Annotated in this window: 13 protein-coding genes and 7 tRNA genes; 6 read left to right on the top strand and 14 right to left on the bottom strand. The window is 53.0% G+C overall.

Features of this window, described 5'->3' with window-relative positions:
• Window positions 1-23: 23 nt before the first annotated feature.
• Window positions 24-1448 (bottom strand): tRNA (N6-isopentenyl adenosine(37)-C2)-methylthiotransferase MiaB, encoded by a 1425-nt coding sequence (miaB, locus tag C813_RS39300; RefSeq protein WP_017455904.1) that lies wholly within the window; start codon window positions 1446-1448, stop codon window positions 24-26.
• A gap of 171 nt (window positions 1449-1619) precedes the next feature.
• On the opposite strand from miaB, the gene ubiF reads away from it, so the two are divergent.
• Window positions 1620-2795, top strand: coding sequence for a 3-demethoxyubiquinol 3-hydroxylase (ubiF, locus tag C813_RS39295; protein WP_017455905.1), 1176 nt, complete (start codon window positions 1620-1622; stop codon window positions 2793-2795).
• 29 nt (window positions 2796-2824) lie between these two features.
• Here ubiF and C813_RS39290 read toward each other — a convergent pair whose 3' ends face one another.
• The 13 genes from C813_RS39290 to nagB all read right to left on the bottom strand — a co-directional run bounded on the left by C813_RS39290 (window position 2825) and on the right by nagB (window position 10419).
• Window positions 2825-3412, bottom strand: a complete 588-nt coding sequence (locus tag C813_RS39290; protein WP_017455906.1) for a hypothetical protein — start codon at window positions 3410-3412, stop codon at window positions 2825-2827.
• Between the two features lie 119 nt (window positions 3413-3531).
• Window positions 3532-3606, bottom strand: a tRNA-Gln gene (locus C813_RS39285).
• 33 nt (window positions 3607-3639) lie between these two features.
• Window positions 3640-3714 (bottom strand) — tRNA-Gln (locus C813_RS39280).
• A gap of 45 nt (window positions 3715-3759) precedes the next feature.
• A tRNA-Met gene (locus tag C813_RS39275) sits at window positions 3760-3836 on the bottom strand.
• A 28-nt stretch (window positions 3837-3864) separates the two neighbouring features.
• Window positions 3865-3939, bottom strand: a tRNA-Gln gene (locus C813_RS39270).
• Window positions 3940-3974: 35 nt separating this feature from the next.
• Window positions 3975-4049: transfer RNA gene (locus C813_RS39265), tRNA-Gln, on the bottom strand.
• Between the two features lie 23 nt (window positions 4050-4072).
• A tRNA-Leu gene (locus tag C813_RS39260) sits at window positions 4073-4157 on the bottom strand.
• 8 nt (window positions 4158-4165) lie between these two features.
• A tRNA-Met gene (locus C813_RS39255) sits at window positions 4166-4242 on the bottom strand.
• A gap of 218 nt (window positions 4243-4460) precedes the next feature.
• Complete coding sequence (asnB, locus tag C813_RS39250) at window positions 4461-6125, bottom strand: asparagine synthase B (RefSeq protein WP_017455907.1); 1665 nt, start codon at window positions 6123-6125, stop codon at window positions 4461-4463.
• 256 nt (window positions 6126-6381) lie between these two features.
• Window positions 6382-7134, bottom strand: a complete 753-nt coding sequence (locus C813_RS39245) for an HAD-IIA family hydrolase (protein WP_017455908.1) — start codon at window positions 7132-7134, stop codon at window positions 6382-6384.
• Window positions 7135-7176: 42 nt separating this feature from the next.
• Window positions 7177-8397, bottom strand: a complete 1221-nt coding sequence (gene nagC, locus C813_RS39240; protein ID WP_017455909.1) for a DNA-binding transcriptional regulator NagC — start codon at window positions 8395-8397, stop codon at window positions 7177-7179.
• 9 nt (window positions 8398-8406) lie between these two features.
• Window positions 8407-9555 carry an N-acetylglucosamine-6-phosphate deacetylase gene (nagA, locus tag C813_RS39235; protein WP_017455910.1) on the bottom strand — a complete coding sequence of 383 codons (1149 nt, stop codon included), beginning with the start codon at window positions 9553-9555 and terminating at the stop codon, window positions 8407-8409.
• A 63-nt stretch (window positions 9556-9618) separates the two neighbouring features.
• Window positions 9619-10419, bottom strand: coding sequence for a glucosamine-6-phosphate deaminase (gene nagB, locus C813_RS39230; RefSeq protein WP_017455911.1), 801 nt, complete (start codon window positions 10417-10419; stop codon window positions 9619-9621).
• A gap of 331 nt (window positions 10420-10750) precedes the next feature.
• On the opposite strand from nagB, the gene nagE reads away from it, so the two are divergent.
• The 5 genes from nagE to C813_RS39205 all read left to right on the top strand — a co-directional run bounded on the left by nagE (window position 10751) and on the right by C813_RS39205 (window position 19615).
• Complete coding sequence (nagE, locus tag C813_RS39225) at window positions 10751-12769, top strand: N-acetylglucosamine-specific PTS transporter subunit IIBC (protein WP_017455912.1); 2019 nt, start codon at window positions 10751-10753, stop codon at window positions 12767-12769.
• Between the two features lie 115 nt (window positions 12770-12884).
• Complete coding sequence (locus tag C813_RS39220; RefSeq protein WP_017455913.1) at window positions 12885-13316, top strand: membrane lipoprotein lipid attachment site-containing protein; 432 nt, start codon at window positions 12885-12887, stop codon at window positions 13314-13316.
• Window positions 13317-13399: 83 nt separating this feature from the next.
• Window positions 13400-15067 carry a glutamine--tRNA ligase gene (glnS, locus tag C813_RS39215; protein ID WP_017455914.1) on the top strand — a complete coding sequence of 556 codons (1668 nt, stop codon included), beginning with the start codon at window positions 13400-13402 and terminating at the stop codon, window positions 15065-15067.
• A gap of 450 nt (window positions 15068-15517) precedes the next feature.
• Window positions 15518-16915, top strand: coding sequence for a chitoporin ChiP (chiP, locus tag C813_RS39210; protein ID WP_017455915.1), 1398 nt, complete (start codon window positions 15518-15520; stop codon window positions 16913-16915).
• A gap of 45 nt (window positions 16916-16960) precedes the next feature.
• Window positions 16961-19615 (top strand): beta-N-acetylhexosaminidase, encoded by a 2655-nt coding sequence (locus C813_RS39205; RefSeq protein ID WP_017455916.1) that lies wholly within the window; start codon window positions 16961-16963, stop codon window positions 19613-19615.
• Window positions 19616-19707 lie beyond the last annotated feature (92 nt).

Raw genomic sequence — 19707 nt, 5'->3', positions numbered from 1 at the left:
CCAGATAGGGCAGGCCGGTGGCATTATGGTTGGTACAGACCGACGCCGAGATCGTTCTCTTTACGCGTACGGGCAATAACAGATTGCGGTGATTCCACCACGCGCAGTCCCATTTCCTCTTCGGTACGCACCAGCACGCCGCGCAGGGAGTTCGGGTAGACATCGACGATTTCCACATCGACAAATTTACCGATCATCTCCGGCTTGCCTTCGAAGTTCACCACGCGGTTATTTTCGGTGCGGCCGGACAGCTCCATGATGTTCTTACGCGAAGTACCTTCTACCAGGATGCGCTGGGTCGTGCCGAGCATACGGCGGCTCCAGGCCATCGCCTGTTGGTTAATACGCTCTTGCAGAATGTACAGGCGCTGTTTTTTCTCCTCTTCCGGCACATCATCTACCATATCGGCAGCGGGCGTGCCCGGGCGTGCGGAGAAGATAAAGCTGTAGCTCATGTCGAAGTTAACATCGGCAATCAGCTTCATGGTTTTTTCGAAGTCTTCGGTGGTTTCACCCGGGAAGCCGACGATAAAATCGGAGCTAATCTGAATGTCCGGCCGCGCCTCGCGCAGCTTACGGATGATCGCTTTGTATTCCAGTGCGGTATGCGTGCGGCTCATCAGGTTCAGTATGCGGTCAGAACCACTCTGCACAGGCAGATGCAGGAAGCTCACCAGCTCCGGGGTGTCACGATAGACATCAATAATGTCATCGGTAAACTCAATCGGGTGGCTGGTGGTGAAACGGATACGGTCGATACCATCAATAGCGGCGACCAGGCGCAGCAATTCAGCAAAGGTGCCGATGCTACCATCGTAGTTTTCACCACGCCAGGCATTCACGTTCTGGCCGAGCAGATTCACTTCACGTACGCCCTGTGCCGCCAGTTGCGCGATCTCAAACAGGATGTCGTCGGCAGGGCGGCTGACTTCTTCACCACGGGTATAAGGCACCACGCAGTAAGTGCAGTATTTGTTACAGCCTTCCATTATTGATACAAACGCGGTCGGGCCTTCGGCACGCGGTTCCGGTAAGCGATCGAATTTTTCAATTTCCGGGAAGCTGATATCGACCACCGGGCTACGGGTGCCACGTACGGAATTGATCATTTCCGGCAAGCGGTGCAGGGTTTGCGGCCCAAAAATAATGTCGACATAGTGCGCGCGCTGGCGAATATGATCGCCTTCCTGAGACGCTACGCAGCCGCCAACACCGATAATCAGATCGGGGTTTTTCTCTTTCAGCAGCTTCCAGCGGCCTAACTGATGGAAGACTTTTTCCTGAGCCTTTTCACGGATTGAGCAGGTATTAAGCAGCAGCACATCCGCTTCTTCCGCCACCTCGGTCAGTTGATAGCCGTGAGTGGCATCCAGCAGATCGGCCATCTTCGATGAATCGTATTCGTTCATCTGACAGCCCCAGGTTTTTATGTGGAGTTTTTTTGTCATCGACTTGCTCTTGCTTAAGTTCGTATACGCTGAGTATGACGGGTATCAGCCAGGATTGCAGGCCGCGTATTGTAATGCTTTGGTCGCGTGCTGACCAGTATGACGGTTGTCAGCCTCAAGGGGTAAAAAATCCGGTAAACTTGACGGATTATCGTTGAAGGATAAGTAGCCATGACAAATCAATCCACTGAAGTTGCTATCGTCGGCGGCGGAATGGTCGGCGGAGCGCTGGCACTGGGGCTGGCGCAACATGGTTTTGCCGTGACCGTGATTGAAAAACAGGAGCCCGCGGAGTTTGATGCAACGTTGCCGCCGGACGTACGCATTTCGGCAATCAGTGCCGCATCGGTGGCGTTGCTGCGAGGCCTGGGCGTCTGGGAGAACATTCAGTCCATGCGCTGCCATCCATATCGGCAACTGGAAACCTGGGAGTGGGAAAATGCGCATGTGGTGTTCGACGCTCGCGAGCTGAAGTTGCCGCTGCTCGGTTATATGGTGGAAAACACGGTGCTACAGCGTGCGTTGTGGGAGGCGTTACAGGCGCACCCGCAGGTAACGCTGCTCACGGCGAAAGAATTAACTGCATTGCATGCATACAACGAAGGTCAGCAACTCACGTTTGCGGATGGTAACACGTTAACGGCGAAGCTGGTGGTAGGGGCCGATGGCGCGAATTCCTGGGTACGGCAAGCGGCGGGGATTGGCATTCACGCCTGGCAGTATCAGCAATCCTGCATGTTGATTACCGTTCAGTGCGAACACGAAGCGGGTGACAGCACCTGGCAGCATTTTACGCCGGATGGCCCGCATGCTTTTTTGCCGCTGTTTGATAACTGGGCGTCGCTGGTGTGGTATGACACCCCGGCGCGTATCCGCCAGTTACAGACATTGACGATGGTGCAACTGGAGCAAGAGATTGCCCGACATTTCCCGGCGCGCTTAGGTGCCGTTAAACCGGTCGCCGCAGCCTCTTTTCCGCTGACTCGCCGTCATGCGCTGCAGTATGTCAGGCCGGGGCTGGCGCTGGTGGGAGACGCGGCGCATACCATTCATCCGTTGGCCGGGCAGGGCGTTAATCTGGGGTATCGCGATGTGGATGCGTTGCTGGATGTATTGACCAGTGCGCGTTCGCACGGTGAAGTCTGGGCCAGTCAGCAGATTCTAAAACGCTATCAAACGCGGCGTATGGCGGATAACTTTATTATGCAAAGCGGGATGGATCTATTTTACGCCGGGTTTAATAACTCCCTCGGCCCGGTGCGACTGCTGCGTAATATCGGTCTGATGGCGGCGGAACGCGCAGGCGTGTTGAAACGGCAGGCGCTGAAGTACGCATTAGGATTGTAAAAGGTCTGCGGGCGCAGCACCCGCAGTACTCACATAATTGCCAATAATTTATCCAGTGCCGTGTGCGCGCCTTTTTTGTCGATAAAAAAAGCCTGATACCCGTCAATCCCTTCAACCTGTTGCAGTGCCCATTCGCCATTGTGCATTTTGCGCAGCAACCGCACTGTGCGGTAAAGCGGCACCAGCAGAATAATCAGCGCCACGAAGGCTGCCGCTCCATAGCTCGTGGAGAGCGGGTTTGCGCTGGCCTGTTGCACCAGTAGCGCGACAGACGCAACTTGCAGCACGAGTCTTGTGAGCAGTGTCCGCATACAGAATTGCTGCAGGCGCTGTGGCGTAGAGAAGCAGGGGTTTTTCAGTGATGAGCGTGTTTCCTGCACCGGAATGCCCTGCACATACACCGTCCAGTGAGTTGTCTCCTTCAGCAGCAGAGCCTGGCCGCTTTCGCTCAGCGTATGCAGACGCATGGATATGACAACCGGGAAGACCAACCCCATACAGAGGCCATAAAAGATCGGCGCGGAGAGGCCCATAAAAGCAAGACCGAAACCGGTGACCACAAAGAGTACATACAGCGGGGCATAAATTAGCAGGGCAGTGTTTTGATAGTTCATCATGCTGACTCAGAGGAGAATGGCGGGTAAATTACCATACGTTTTATGCAGTGATTAACTACCAACATCCGGGGATGTGTAGAAAACAAAAAAGCCCGCCTAAGCGAGCTTTTTTGTTTTGTTGGCTGGGGTACGAGGATTCGAACCTCGGAATGGTGGAATCAGAATCCACTGCCTTACCGCTTGGCGATACCCCAAAAGTGCGTTCGCGAAAGCAAACGTCTTTGAGATGGCTGGGGTACGAGGATTCGAACCTCGGGATGGTGGAATCAGAATCCACTGCCTTACCGCTTGGCGATACCCCAACAAATCTTTTTCAGGCTTAACGTTTTAACATTAGACCTTAAATATGGTGGCTACGACGGGAATCGAACCTGTGACCCCAGCATTATGAGTGCTGTGCTCTAACCAGCTGAGCTACGTAGCCAAGTTTTACTGCTTTCCCAGTCATCGACTGGCTGGGGTACCTGGATTCGAACCAGGGAATGCCGGTATCAAAAACCGGTGCCTTACCGCTTGGCGATACCCCAACGACTAGTGCTTTTCGCAGGAGTCGAAGAAGAGATGGCTGGGGTACCTGGATTCGAACCAGGGAATGCCGGTATCAAAAACCGGTGCCTTACCGCTTGGCGATACCCCATCCGTGCAACGCTTACTTGGGAATGGTGCGGGAGGCGAGACTTGAACTCGCACACCTTGCGGCGCCAGAACCTAAATCTGGTGCGTCTACCAATTTCGCCACTCCCGCAAAAAAGATGGTGGCTACGACGGGAATCGAACCTGTGACCCCAGCATTATGAGTGCTGTGCTCTAACCAGCTGAGCTACGTAGCCATCTTTTTTCGCGTTACCTTATCGGCGTTGCGGGGCGCATTATGCGTATTGGGCCTTACAGCGTCAATACCTTTTTCATCGAAAATTGCCGGAATGTGACTGTTTGGTTAGGTTGCGAACAGCATGACGCTTTATTGGGCGAAAATTGATTTTATTCATTAAATCAGCGCACAAAAAACAACAGGCCCCGCAGGGCCTGTAAGAATAACCATTACTTATTAATAAGCTGACTGGTGAATACCTACCGCGCGACCTGACGGATCGTTCATGGTTTTGAAGGCTTCGTCCCATTCAAACGCTTTCGCGGAAGAACAGGCAACGGATGGACCGCCAGGAACGCATTCCGCGGCACTTGCCAGCGGGAACAGCTCTTCAAAAATTTCACGGTACAGATACGCTTCTTTCGATGCTGGCGTGTTGTACGGGAAACGGTAGCTGGCCGTTGCCAGTTGTTGATCCGTTACCTGCTGCGCGGCGACTTCTTTCAGCGTATCGATCCAGCTGTAACCAACGCCGTCGGAGAACTGCTCTTTTTGACGCCATGCCACGCTTGCCGGCAGGTAGGATTCAAAACATTCGCGCAGAATGTGTTTCTCCATTTTGCCGTTGCTGCCGCACATTTTGTCTTCCGGATTGATACGCATGGCCACGTCGAGGAATTTTTTATCCAGGAACGGTACACGCGCTTCCACACCCCAGGCGGACATCGCTTTGTTTGCACGGGCGCAGTCAAACATATGCAGGGCCTGCAGTTTACGCACGGTTTCTTCGTGCAACTCTTTGGCATCTGGCGCTTTATGGAAATAGAGATAACCGCCAAACACTTCATCGGAACCTTCGCCGGAGAGCACCATTTTGATGCCCATCGCTTTGATTTTACGCGACATCAGATACATCGGGGTTGAGGCGCGAATCGTCGTCACGTCATAGGTTTCAATGTGGTAAATCACATCGCGAATCGCATCCAGCCCTTCCTGCACGGTGAAATGAATTTCATGGTGTACGGTGCCAAGATGGTTGGCGACTTCCTGCGCCGCTTTCAGATCCGGCGCGCCTTTCAGACCAACAGCGAAGGAGTGAAGTTGCGGCCACCAGGCTTCTGATTTCTCCTGATCTTCAACGCGACGGGCTGCGAATTTTTTGGTAATTGCGGAAATGACCGAAGAGTCCAGACCGCCGGAAAGCAGCACGCCGTATGGTACATCGGACATCAGGTGGCTTTTCACCGCGTCTTCCAGCGCCTGGCGCAGTTCCGCTTTGTCGGTCACGTTGTCTTTTACTGCATCGTAGTCAAACCAGTCGCGCTGATAATAAGAGCGGATTTCACCGTCTTTGCTCCACAGGTAGCTGCCTGCCGGGAACTCTTTAATGGTGCGGCAAACCGGCACCAGCGCTTTCATTTCTGACGCCACGTACAAGTTGCCGTGTTCGTCGTGGCCCATATACAGCGGAATGATACCGATATGGTCGCGGCCAATCAGGTAAGCATCTTTTTCACTGTCGTACAGCGCGAAAGCGAACATGCCTTGCAGGTCGTCGAGGAATTCCGGCCCTTTTTCCTGATACAGCGCGAGGATCACTTCGCAGTCAGAACCGGTCTGGAATGCGTAACGGTCGCCATATTCTGCGCGCAGCGCCTGGTGGTTATAAATTTCACCGTTCACCGCCAGCGCATGTGTTTTCTTTTCGTTGTAGAGCGGCTGTGCCCCGGCGTTAACGTCGACAATAGAGAGTCGTTCGTGCGCCAGAATAGCTTTATCACTTGCATAAACACCGGACCAGTCCGGGCCGCGGTGGCGCATCAGTCGGGATAATTCCAGCGCTTTTTTACGTAATTCGACCGCGTCGGTTTTAATATCCAGTACGCCAAAAATTGAACACATAGACTTCTCCGTTAACCTTGAGTGCAAAGCTGTAATGTTGTGTGCTTGCAGTCAAAATGCCGCAAAAACGGGGCAGGGCGCAAGCCTTTTACCGCGCTGAAAGTAAAAAGTGCAATGATGATTATTGAATGCTGAAAAAAGAGTATGCAAAAGACGCTATTATTGATGAATCGCCAAAATAATGCGCATTTTATTGAATGATGTTCTTTTTGGCAGGGGTGAAAATAAAAAACCACGTCCGAAGACGTGGTGAAGTTTAGATAACGTCGATTTCCGCGACCGAGGGATAAATCCACGACGGGCGAAACGGCATGCTGTCGATATCATCAATGCGCGATACGCCGGAGAGTACCAGGATGGTTTCAAGCCCGGCCTGAAAGCCCGCCAGGATATCGGTACGCAGGTTATCACCCACAATCACTGTCTGTTCTGAGTGCGCCTGCATGGTATTCAGTGCCGCACGGATGATCCACGGGCTGGGTTTGCCGACATAGAAAGGTTTACGCCCGGAAATTTTTTCGATGCCGGCGCACAGCGCGCCGCAGGCCGGATAATATCCGCGCCCGTGGGTGTCCGGGTTGGTGGCGATAAAGCGCGCGCCATTCGCCACGAAGAACGCAGCCTTATGCATCATTTCCCAGTTATAGGAACGGGTCTCGCCAACGATGACAAAATCTGGGTTGATATCGGTAATGGTAAAACCGGCTTTGTAAAGCTCGTGGATCAGTGCGCCTTCGCCCACCACATAGGCTTTTTTCCCTTCCTGGCGCTTAAGGAAATCGGCGGTTGCCATCGCAGAGGTATAAAAGACGCTGGCAGGCACATCAATCCCAGCAGAGACAAAGCGGTTCGCCAGATCCTGGCCGGTTTGCGAAGGGTAGTTGGTCAGCAATACCAGCGGCATGCCTTTTTCAAGGATGCGGGTGATGAACTCAGCAGCACCCGGCACGGCAACGTTGTCGTGCATCAGCACGCCGTCAATATCACAGATTACATTCTGAATGGTCATGGACTGTCCGGATAAAAAAATAAGTATTAACGATAGACGCTGTCAGTTTTCCAGCAAACGTTGCAGCAGCAGACCGTTCAGCATAGCGCGTTTCACCAGCGCAAACGCGCCGATCGCCGAGCGGTGATCCAGCGCGGAAGGTACCACCGGCAAGTTTTTGCGAAACGCTTTTAACGCCTGAGTGTTAATGCACGCCTCAATGGCCGGGAGCAGCACTTTTTCTGCTTCGACAATTTCCCCTGCGATCACCACTTTCTGCGGATTAAACAGGTTTATGGCAATGGCGATGGTTTTACCCAAATGGCGGCCAACATATTCAATCACTTCACAGGCCAGCGCATCGCCTTTGTTGGCGGCTTTACAGATGGTCTTGATTGAGCAATCTTCCAGCGTCAGGCGACTCTGGTAGCCCTGTTCTAACAGGTGACGAACGCGGTGTTCTATCGCGGCATTGGCGGCGATAGTTTCCAGACAGCCAAAGTTGCCGCAGTGACAGCGTTCGCCCAGCGGCTCGACTTGCACGTGCCCAATTTCGCCGACGTTGCCGTTACGGCCAATAAAAATACGCCCGTTAGAGATAATCCCGGCGCCCGTCCCACGGTGCACACGCACCAGAATGGAGTCTTCACAATCCTGGCTTGCCCCAAAATAGTGCTCGGCCAGCGCCAGGCTACGAATGTCATGCCCGACAAAACAGGTCAATTTGAAGCGTTCTTCCAGTGCTTCCACCAGTGCCCAGTTTTCAACCTGAATGTGCGGCATATAGCGAATCACCCCGCTTTCCGGGTCTACCAGACCCGGCAGAATCACGGAAATCGCGATCAGTTCGCGGATTTTGCGTTGGCTGGTTTCAAGAAAGTGGCTGATGGTGTTGAGCAGCGCATGTTCCAGCGTTTCCTGGGTACGTTCGGGCAGCGGGTAATGCTCTTCTGCCAGCACTTTGCTGCTTAAATCGTACAAGGTCAGTGTGGTGTCGTAACGCCCGAGGCGTACACCGATAGCCTGGAAACTGCGGGTTTCGGTAACAATGGAGATAGCGCGGCGGCCTCCGGTGGAGGCCTGCTGATCGACTTCTTTGATCAGCCCGCGTTCGATAAGCTGGCGCGTGATTTTTGTCACGCTAGCGGGAGCTAGCTGGCTTTGTTCGGCAATTTGAATGCGCGAAATGGGGCCGTGTTGGTCAATCAGGCGGTAAACCGCCGCGCTGTTAAGCTGCTTTACGAGGTCAACGTTACCGATTTGAGCTTGTCCGCCTGATGTCATACCGTCTCTTTATGCAGTGACGACCTCGTTGCCATTAACGATGGTCTTGATGATTTTATAATCGCGCGTGAACGCCGTCAGGTTCGCCACTTTCCCCGCGGCGAGACTTCCCAGCTTTTCGTCAACGCCAATGGCGCGAGCGGGGTAGAGTGTTGCCATACGCAGCGCTTCATCCAGCGCAATGCCGACATGCTCCACCAGATTTCGCACCCCTTCGATCATCGTCAGGGAGGAACCGCTCAGCGTTCCGTTTTCGTCCACGCACAGTCCATTACGGTAGTATATTGTTTTGCCAGCAAAAATGAACTGCTCAATATTCGCCCCAGCTGGCGCTGTCGCGTCAGTTACCAGGCAAAGTTTGTCGCCTTTCAATCGCTTAGCATTACGGATATTAACGTAATCGACATGCAGGCCATCTGCAATCACGCCGCAGTAAACGTCTGTGTCATCAAGCACTGCGCCTGCCAGACCAGGTTCACGGCCGGTAATGTATGGCATCGCATTATATAAATGTGTGGCGAACGTGATCCCAGCGCGGAAACCGGCTTTTGCTTCTTTCAGCGTGGCATTGGAGTGACCGGCAGAAACGACGATGCCTGCGTCAGCTAACTGGCGAATCACCTCGGTGCCCGCCATTTCCGGGGCCAGCGTTACTTTGGTGATCACATCCGCGTTCTGGCACAGGAAGTCAACTAACGCCGGATCCGGTTTACGCACGAATTCCGGGTTGTGCGTGCCTTTTTTAACAATATTCAGCCACGGCCCTTCCAGATGAAGGCCCAGCGCCTGATGCGGGTATTTAGCCAGGTAATCGCGCATCACCTGCACGCCCTGTTTCATTAATTCATCGCTGGTGGTAATCAGCGTCGGCAGGTAGCTGGTGCAGCCGGATTTCTCATTCGCCTGCTGCATGATTTCCAGTGTTTTTACGCTAACGGCTTCTGCGGTGTCGTTAAACTGTACGCCGCCACAGCCGTTGAGCTGCACATCGATAAAACCGGGGGCAAGGATGGCACCATTCAGCGAGCGTTGTTCAATTCCTGTTGGCAGCTCAGCCAGCGGACAAAGGCGTTCAATCAGACCATTGGCGATGACCAGCGCATGGTCATCCAGAATTTCATGGCCGGTGTAGATCCGGCCCTGGGTTAAAGCATACATAACTACCCCCGGTTAACTAGGTATACCACTCCGCAGGATCCGCCTCGCGGAGCGGGAACTGACTTACAGACCTTTAATATTTTCCGCTTCTAACTCGTTGAAGTATTTCAACGTTTTCACTTTCAGCTCCATCGTGGACGGTTCGTCGCAGACGATGACGGCTTTCGGATGTAACTGCAGGCAACTGATGGTCCACATGTGGTTAACGTTGCCCTCAACAGCCGCCTGCAGCGCCTGTGCTTTAACACCGCCGAGCACCAGGATCATCACTTCTTCGGCATCCAGCAATGTGCCCACGCCCACGGTCAGTGCGTATTTTGGCACCTGATTAACGTCACCATCAAAGAAGCGAGAGTTCGCCACGCGGGTGTCATGGGTCAGGGTTTTAATACGGGTGCGCGAAGCCAGCGAAGACGCCGGTTCGTTAAACGCAATGTGCCCATCGTTGCCTACGCCACCCATAAACAGGTGAATTTTGCCGTAAGAACGGATTTTTTCTTCATAACGGCGACATTCTGCGTCAATATCCGGCGCGTTGCCATCGAGCAGGTTAATATTTTCAGCCGGAATATCAACGTGATCGAAGAAATTGCGGTGCATAAAGCTGTGGTAGCTTTCCGGGTGATCTTTCGGCAAGCCGACATACTCATCCATGTTGAAGGTGACAACATGCTGGAAACTGACCTGGCCTGCTTTGTGCATCTCAACTAACGCTTTGTACGCGGTGAGCGGGGTTCCACCGGTCGGTAAGCCGAGAATAAACGGACGGTCTGCGGTCGGTTTGAACGCGTTGATACGATTGACGATATGGCGGGCTGCCCATTTGCCGACTTGTTCAGCTGTCGCCAGGGGAATCAGTCTCATTGTTCACCTCAAAAGTTAAATGAAGAAAGTTGGCGGAATGCGTGCTAACTCAGCGTTAAGCGTAACCTGGTTCGCGACAGAGAGAAGGGAGCAATCCGTCCTGATATTTTTAATCATAAAATAAGTTTTACCTGTTTGCCAGTGATTGGGAGGGTGATTGACGATACTTAGTGATTTTAATCACAGAAAATACGCTTTTAATTTGCGAGGCGAATTAATTTTTCACACACTCTGTCAGGTAGTGAGAAAATAGCCGTGATTTCAGGGTTAGTGACACAATAAAAAACGACTGTTTCAGTGAGCTCTCATCGGGTTCATAGGGGGAATAAAAGTGAGTATTCTAGGTTATCTGCAAAAGATCGGCCGCGCGCTAATGGTGCCTGTCGCCACGCTGCCTGCGGCGGCAATTCTGATGGGCGTCGGCTACTGGATTGACCCGGTCGGCTGGGGTGGTCAAAACGCACTGGCGGCGTTTTTCATCCAGTCTGGCTCCGCCATTATCGACAATATGGGCGTACTGTTCGCGGTGGGTGTCGCTTACGGTATGTCAAAAGACAAAGATGGTGCCGCTGCGCTGGCTGGCTTTGTCGGCTTCCTGGTTCTGACCACGCTCTGTTCACCGGCAGCAGTGGCAATGATCCAAAAAATCCCTGCGGATCAAGTTCCGGCCGCGTTTGGCAAAATCAAAAACCAGTTTGTCGGTATTCTGGTGGGGATTATTGCAGCTGAACTGTATAACCGCTTTAGCAGCGTTGAGCTGCCGAAAGCGCTCTCCTTCTTTAGCGGCCGCCGTCTGGTGCCGATTCTCACCTCGTTTGTGATGATCGTTGTTGCTTTCATCATGATGTATATCTGGCCGGTCGTATTTAGCGGTCTGGTGGAGTTTGGTGAAAGCATTCAGAAACTCGGCTCCGTGGGCGCTGGCGTTTACGCCTTCTTTAACCGCCTGTTAATTCCGGTCGGTTTGCACCACGCGCTCAACTCCGTGTTCTGGTTTGACGTCGCGGGCATTAACGATATTCCTAACTTCCTCGGTGGCGCGCAGTCTATCGAAGCCGGTAAAGCGGTGGTCGGCATCACTGGCCGTTACCAGGCGGGCTTCTTCCCGATCATGATGTTCGGCCTGCCAGGTGCGGCGCTGGCGATTTACCACTGCGCACGTCCGGAAAACAAAGCCAAAGTGCTGGGTATCATGATGGCGGGCGCGTTTGCCTCGTTCTTTACCGGTATCACCGAACCGCTGGAATTCTCCTTTATGTTCGTTGCGCCGGTACTGTATGTGATCCATGCCGTGCTGACGGGGATCTCCGTATTTATCGCTGCCAGCATGCACTGGATTGCCGGTTTCGGCTTCAGCGCCGGTCTAGTGGATATGGTGCTCTCCTCGCGTAACCCGCTGGCAACCCAGTGGTGGATGCTGATCCCGCAAGGTCTGGTGTTCTTTGTTATCTATTATGTGGTTTTCCGTTTCGCTATCACTAAGTTCAACATGCTGACGCCGGGTCGTGAACTGGCCGTTGCAGGTGATGAAACTGATGGTCAGGATGTCAATGTCAGCGGTAACACCGAGCAGGATGTGAGTGGCCTGGCGCGTCAGTACATCGCCGCGATTGGGGGTTCTTCTAACCTGACCGGCATTGACGCCTGTATCACTCGTCTGCGTTTAACGGTGAAAGACTCTTCGCTGGTGAACGAATCCATGGCGAAACGTCTTGGCGCCTCCGGTGTTATTCGCCTGAACAAAACCGGCGTGCAGATTATCGTTGGTTTCGTGGCGGAAAAAATTGCCGATGCAATGAGAACGGCAGGCGATGTCCCGGCGGCAGGTAATGCTGCGCCCGCAGCGGCTCCGGCGGCAGCGGTAAAGCCGCAGGCGGTACCGAACGCGACAACCATCGCTGAGTTGGTATCGCCTGTAACCGGTGAACTGGTGGCGCTGGATCAAGTGCCGGATGAAGCCTTTGCCAGCAAAGCAGTTGGTGACGGCGTGGCGGTGAAACCGACGGATAAAATCGTAGTTTCTCCGGCAGCGGGCACCATCGTGAAAATCTTCAACACTAACCACGCGTTCTGCCTGGAAACTGAGAAAGGCGCGGAAATCGTTGTCCATATGGGCATTGATACCGTTGCGCTGGGCGGTCAGGGCTTTACTCGCCTGGTTGAAGAAGGCGCGGAAGTGGTGGCGGGGCAGCCGATCCTCGAAATGGATCTGGAGTACCTCAACGCCAATGCCCGTTCGATGATTAGCCCGGTGGTGGTCAGCAATATTGACGACTTTAGCGGCCTGGTTATCAAGGCGCAGGGCGCGGTGGTTGCTGGTCAGACGCCGCTGTTTGAAATTAAAGGCTAATGGCTCCTGAGTAAGCTTTCATGCCTTAAGCGGCGGGGGATTATCCTCCGCCGCTTTTTTTTGCCTTGCATTTAATCAGTGCCATACTGATGTCGCTTTTATTAGGGGGATGAGGATGAAAAGGATAATTTGCGCGTTCTGTATCGCACTGACGTTAAGCGGCTGTATTCCACGTTACGCCACGCTGCGCCCACACTATGACGTGGATGTGCGTAATCCGGCCGGGGAGCCGATCTCAACGGCAATGATGTGGGTGAGCACCGGGCGTTCACCGCCGGGGTATTATCCACCGCCGGAAGCGTTTCGTGCTGATCGGCAAGGGCATATTGAGGTGGAGAAAAAATCCCAGTGGGAAAATATGATTTTCTTTTTGCACGGGACGAATTTCTACTCGTGGGGCTGGTGTATTGAAGCGCCGGGTTATGTTCCGCAAAACGGACAGGGTGATGAGATTGAGAGCCCGGTCATCCTTAAACCGACCACGCAAGATTTACGCTGCCGACAAGCGCAGGACGTAGCTGAAGACCTTTCTCCTGGGCATCAGTGATTTGTATAAGTAAAGGTTGTTTCCTGCGTCCTCTTATTAGATCATATGCCGTTATACGTTGTTTACGCCTTGAGGAACCTGTGATGAGTGAGGCAGAAGCCCGCCCGACTAACTTTATTCGCCAGATCATTGATGAAGATCTGGCCAGTGGTAAGCACACTACCGTCCATACCCGTTTTCCGCCGGAGCCGAATGGTTATTTGCACATTGGCCACGCGAAATCGATCTGCCTGAACTTTGGTATCGCGCAAGATTACCAGGGGCAGTGCAACCTGCGTTTCGATGACACAAACCCTGCAAAAGAAGACATCGAATACGTTGAATCTATTAAGAACGACGTGCAATGGTTGGGCTTTCACTGGTCTGGCGATATCTGCTACTCCTCGGATTACTTCGACAAGCTGTACGAATACGCGATTGAGCTTATCAACAAAGGCCTGGCCTACGTTGACGAGCTCTCCGCTGATGAGATCCGTGAATATCGCGGTACGTTGACTGCACCGGGTAAGAACAGCCCGTATCGCGATCGCAGCGTGGAAGAGAACCTGGCGCTGTTTGAAAAAATGCGCGCGGGTGGCTTCGAAGAGGGTAAAGCGTGCCTGCGCGCGAAGATCGACATGGCGTCGCCGTTTATCGTGATGCGCGATCCGGTGTTGTACCGCATTAAATTTGCTGAACATCACCAGACCGGTAACAAGTGGTGCATCTATCCGATGTACGACTTTACCCACTGCATCAGCGATGCGCTGGAAGGCATTACTCATTCGCTGTGTACGCTGGAGTTCCAGGATAACCGCCGCCTGTATGACTGGGTGCTGGATAACATCACCATCCCGGTTCACCCGCGCCAGTACGAGTTTTCGCGCCTGAATCTGGAATACACCGTGATGTCCAAGCGCAAGCTGAACCTGCTGGTCACTGACAAGCATGTTGAAGGCTGGGACGATCCGCGTATGCCGACTATCTCCGGTCTGCGCCGCCGTGGTTACACCGCAGGCTCTATCCGCGAATTCTGCAAACGTATCGGCGTCACCAAACAGGACAACACCATTGAGATGGCTTCTCTGGAGTCCTGCATCCGTGAAGATCTGAACGAAAACGCTCCGCGTGCGATGGCGGTTATCGATCCGGTGAAACTGGTTATCGAAAATTATCCGCAGGACAACAGCGAAATCGTTAGCATGCCGAATCATCCGAATAAGCCGGAAATGGGCACGCGTGACGTGCCGTTTAGCGGTGAAATCTGGATCGATCGCGCTGACTTCCGCGAAGAAGCTAACAAACAGTATAAACGTCTGGTGCTGGGTAAAGAGGTTCGCCTGCGTAACGCTTATGTCATCAAAGCAGAACGCGTGGAGAAAGATGCCGACGGCAACATCACTACTATTTTCTGTTCTTACGATGCGGACACGCTGAGCAAAGATCCGGCCGATGGCCGCAAAGTGAAAGGGGTTATCCACTGGGTTAGCGCACAGCATGCGCTGCCGGTCGAAATCCGCCTTTACGATCGTCTGTTCAGTGTGCCGAACCCGGGCGCTGCCGAAGATTTCCTGGCGACCATCAACCCGGAATCGCTGGTCATCAAGCAAGGCTATGCGGAACCGTCGCTGAAAGAAGCACAAGCGGGTAAAGCGTATCAGTTCGAACGTGAAGGTTACTTCTGCCTCGATAGCCGTTATGCAACCGCTTCCAAACTGGTGTTCAACCGCACCGTGGGTCTGCGTGATACCTGGGCGAAAATCGGTGACTGAGTAAGTCAACCAGAAACAATTGTGTTAAAGCGCCGCTTCCAGCGGCGTTTTTTTTTGCTTATCGATTAGGTTGTTACACTTTATATACATTCGCGTCGCGAATTAATGTATCTTCTTATTGATGTCTGCATTGAACAGCTGGAAAGCATTCTCGTGGTTTTAAAAGTCAATTTTAATGTGTAATCGCTATCAATTAGCATTAATCTCTTTGTTTTGCTGGTTTTTGTTTGTTGTTTTCCTGTTTTGTGTAACATGTTTCAAAACACTACGTAATATGTGCTCTTCGTCATAATCCTGTCATTTTGCCGCTAAAAAACATTGATAATTCGCGTCGCGAAAAATAGTCTTAAGCCGGTAGTGAATTCGGGGGTTTTCGTAACTACCTAAACTATTTGGTCTTTTTTTCGCTATCTCTGGCGATTTTATAAATACGTCTAGAAGGAATCACACATGCGTACGTTTAGTGGCAAACGTAGTACGCTGGCGCTGGCAATCGCCGGTGTCACAGCAATGTCGGGCTGGGTTGTCTCTCCACAGGCTCATGCAGCAGGCTTTATCGATGATTCCACGCTCACGGGCGGTATCTATTACTGGCAGCGTGAACGTGACCGCAAAGATGTTCTGGAAGATAAATACAAAACCAACCTTTCCCATTCGACATGGAACGCGAACCTGGATTTCCAGTCTGGTTACGCCGCCGATATGTTTGGGCTGGATATTGCGGCATTCACCGCCATTGAGATGGCGGAAAATGGCGACAGCGCGCACCCGAACGAAATCGCCTTCTCCTCCAGCAATAAAGCCTATAAAGAAGACTGGTCAGGTGATAAGAGCGGGGTCAGCCTGTATAAAGCCGCAGCGAAATTTAAATATGGTCCGGTATGGGCGCGCGCGGGTTACATCCAGCCAACCGGCCAGACGCTGTTAGCGCCGCACTGGAGCTTTATGCCCGGTACTTATCAGGGCGCGGAAGCCGGGGCGAATTTTGACTACGGCGATGCCGGGGCGTTGAGTTTCTCCTACATGTGGACCAACGAGTACAAATCGCCGTGGCATATCGAGATGGACAAGTTCTATCAAAACGATAAAAAGACCAAAGTCGATTACCTGCATTCGATTGGCGCGAAGTATGACTTCAAAAACGATCTGATCCTGGAAGCCGCGTTTGGTCAGGCTCAGGGTTATGTTGATCAATATTTCGCCAAAGCCAGCTACAAATTCGATATCGCGGGCAGCCCGCTGAGCACCAGTTATCAGTTCTATGGCACGCGCGACAAAGTGAGTAATGGCGGCGTAAACGATATTTATGACGGTACGGCGTGGCTGCAGGCACTGACATTTGGCTACAAAGTCGGTCAGGTCGATCTGCGTCTGGAAGGCACGTGGGTAAAAGCCGATGGTCAGCAAGGCTACTTCCTGCAACGTATGACGCCGACTTACGCTTCATCCAACGGTCGGCTGGATATCTGGTGGGATAACCGCTCTGACTTTAACGCCAACGGCGAGAAAGCGGTGTTCTTCGGCGCAATGTACGACCTGAAGAACTGGAACCTGCCGGGCTGGACGGTGGGCGCGTCTTACGCTTACGCCTGGGATGCGAAACCGGCTGACATGGCAACGCCAGATGCCTATTACGATCCGAACTATCGCCTGAAAGAGTCCTCTTACAGCCTCGATGCAATTTACACCCTGCAGGACGGACGTGCGAAAGGCACGATGTTCAAGCTGCATTTCACTCAGTACGACAACCATTCCGACATCCCAAGCTACAGCGGTGGTTATGGCAACATCTTCCAGGATGAGCGCGATGTGAAGTTTATGGTTATCGCACCGTTTACCATTTTCTGATGAGCGCATGCCGGGTTCGGCCCGGCAAACTACAAGGAATACGTAATGAAAACAATTCGTTTAAGTCTGCTCGCCAGTGCCGTACTGGCGATGCTGGGCAGCACTGCGGCGCTGGCGAATCAGAGTACCGTTGATGCTATCAGCCAGTTTCATCTCAACTATGCGGTGAAAGATAATTTCGCCGCGCAACACGGCGTTGACTGTGCGAAGCTCGGCGCCGATTGGGCGTCCTGCAACAAAGCGGTGATCACCCTGACCAATAATGGCGACGCGGTAACCGACAACGCGTGGGCCATCTATTTTCACAGCATTCGTCCGGTGCTGGAGGTGGCAAACGATCAGTTCAAAGTGACCCATATTATGGGCGACCTGCATAAGCTGGAGCCGACCGACAAATTTACCGGTTTCCCGGCAAAGCAGGCGATAGAGATCCCGATTATTAATGAATACTGGCAGTTGTTTATCACCGATGTGCTGCCGCGCTGGTACGTCACCGCCGACGGCGCGACGGCGAAAGTGATTGCCAATACGGATACGGAAGATTTATCCCGCTTTGTTACGCCGCTTGATAACCAGTGGAAACGTACGCCGGACGACAAAAATATCCTGATGACTGCTGAGGCGCGCTTTGAGAAAAATAGCGATGTGAAAACGCTAAATCTCGCGTCGCTGCGTGGCCAGATTGTGCCAACGCCACAGCACGTTAACATCCACGGGCAGGATGTCGACCTGAGTAAGGGCGTGAAGCTGGATCTCTCCGCGCTGAGTGCCGATGCACAAGATGCGGTGAAATCACGTTTTGCATTACTGGGCGTGAAAGAGGGCAATTATCCGCTACGGACTGAAATTGCCAGCAACACCTTTAGCGGCGATGAGGCGGTGTCTGGCGCGTACCGTCTGCATATTGGCGCGAAAGAAACCGTGGTGACCGGCTACGATCAAGCGGGCGTGTTCTACGGTCTGCAATCGCTGCTGTCGCTCGTTCCTGCTACGGGCGAGATGAAGATTGCCGCGCTTGAAGCGAAAGATGCACCGCGTTTTGATTATCGCGGCATCCAGCTGGATGTTGGTCGCAACTTCCACAGTAAAGCGGCGGTACTGCGCCTGTTAGATCAGATGTCGGCATACAAACTGAACAAATTCCATTTCCATCTTACGGATGATGAAGGCTGGCGCATTGAGATCCCCGGCCTGCCGGAACTGACCGATATCGGCAGTAAGCGTTGTCATGATCTGAGTGAGAAAACGTGCCTGTTGCCGCAGCTCGGTTCCGGACCGGACAGTAATAACAACGGTAGCGGTCACTTCAGCCGTGCCGATTACATCGAAATCCTCAAATACGCCAAAGCGCGACAAATCGAAGTGATCCCGGAAATCGATATGCCAGCTCATGCGCGTGCAGCGGTGATCTCGATGGAAGCGCGTTACGATCGCCTGATGAAAGCAGGCAAAGAGAAAGAGGCAAATCAATATCGTCTGCTGGATCCCACTGATACATCGAACACCACCGGTGTGCAGTTCTATAACCGCACTGGTTATCTCAATCCGTGCCTTGATTCGTCGCGTAACTTCGTAGACAAAGTGATTGGTGAAATCCAGCAGATGCATAAAGAAGCCGGGCTGCCGCTGAATACCTGGCATTTTGGCGGTGACGAAGCGAAAAACATCTATCTGGGCGCCGGTTATACGGATCAGAAAAAACCGGAAGCGGGCAAAGGCATTATTGATCAGAGCAATCAGGATAAGCCGTGGGCGAAATCGCAAGCCTGCCAGGCGATGATCAAAGAGGGCAAAGTTGCCGACGTGGAACATCTCTCCAGCTATTTTGGCGTTGAGGTCAGCAAGCTGGTGAAAGCGCACGGCATTGACACGATGCAGGCGTGGCAGGACGGTTTGAAAGATGCCAAAGACGCGTCGGTGTTCGCCACCGATCATGTCAATGTTAACTTCTGGGATACGCTCTACTGGGGCGGTTTTGACTCGGTGAATGACTGGGCGAACAAAGGCTTCCGCGTTGTGGTCTCTAACCCTGATTACGTTTATCTCGATTTCCCGAATGAGGTCAACCCGGCCGAAAGCGGTTACTACTGGGGTACGCGTTTTAGCGATGAACGTAAGATTTTCAGTTTCGCCCCGGACAACATGCCGCAGAACGCGGAAACCTCGCTCGATCGTGATGGCAACCCGTTTAGCGCGAAATCCGACAAACCGTGGCCGGGCGCGTATGGCCTTTCTGCGCAGCTGTGGAGCGAGGTGGTGCGCACCGATAACCAGATGGAGTACATGATTTATCCGCGTATGGTTTCGGTGGCTGAACGTGCATGGCATCGCGCGGGCTGGGAGCAGGATTACAAAGCCGGACGTGAATACAAAGGCGGTGAGACACATCTGGTAGATGTGAAAGCGCTGGAACGTGACTGGCAACGCTTTGCGAACCTGTTAGGTCATCGCGAACTGGCGAAACTGGATAAGGCTGGTGTTCATTACCGCCTGCCAGTACCGGGCGCGCGCGTGGTGGGTGGAAAACTTGAAGCCAATACCAGCTTCCCAGGCATGGTGGTTGAGTTTTCAACCGACGGCGGCAAAAACTGGCAGCGCTACGACGATAAAGCGCGTCCGCAAGTGAGCGGGGAAGTGCAGGTGCGAACCGTCAGCCCGGACGGTAAACGCTTTAGCCGTGTCGACAGCGTAAAAGCGTAATGTGAGGCAGTGATTACACCCGGCGGCGCGAGCTTGCCGGGTTTTTCTTTTTTGCCAGTATTGCAGGCAAAAAAAAGCCAACCGTCAGGTTG

The organism is Kosakonia sacchari SP1 (assembly GCF_000300455.3).
Lineage (GTDB): Bacteria > Pseudomonadota > Gammaproteobacteria > Enterobacterales > Enterobacteriaceae > Kosakonia > Kosakonia sacchari.
The sequence above is the reverse complement of the archived record's forward strand: the minus strand, read 5'-3'. Positions and strand labels throughout refer to the sequence as shown.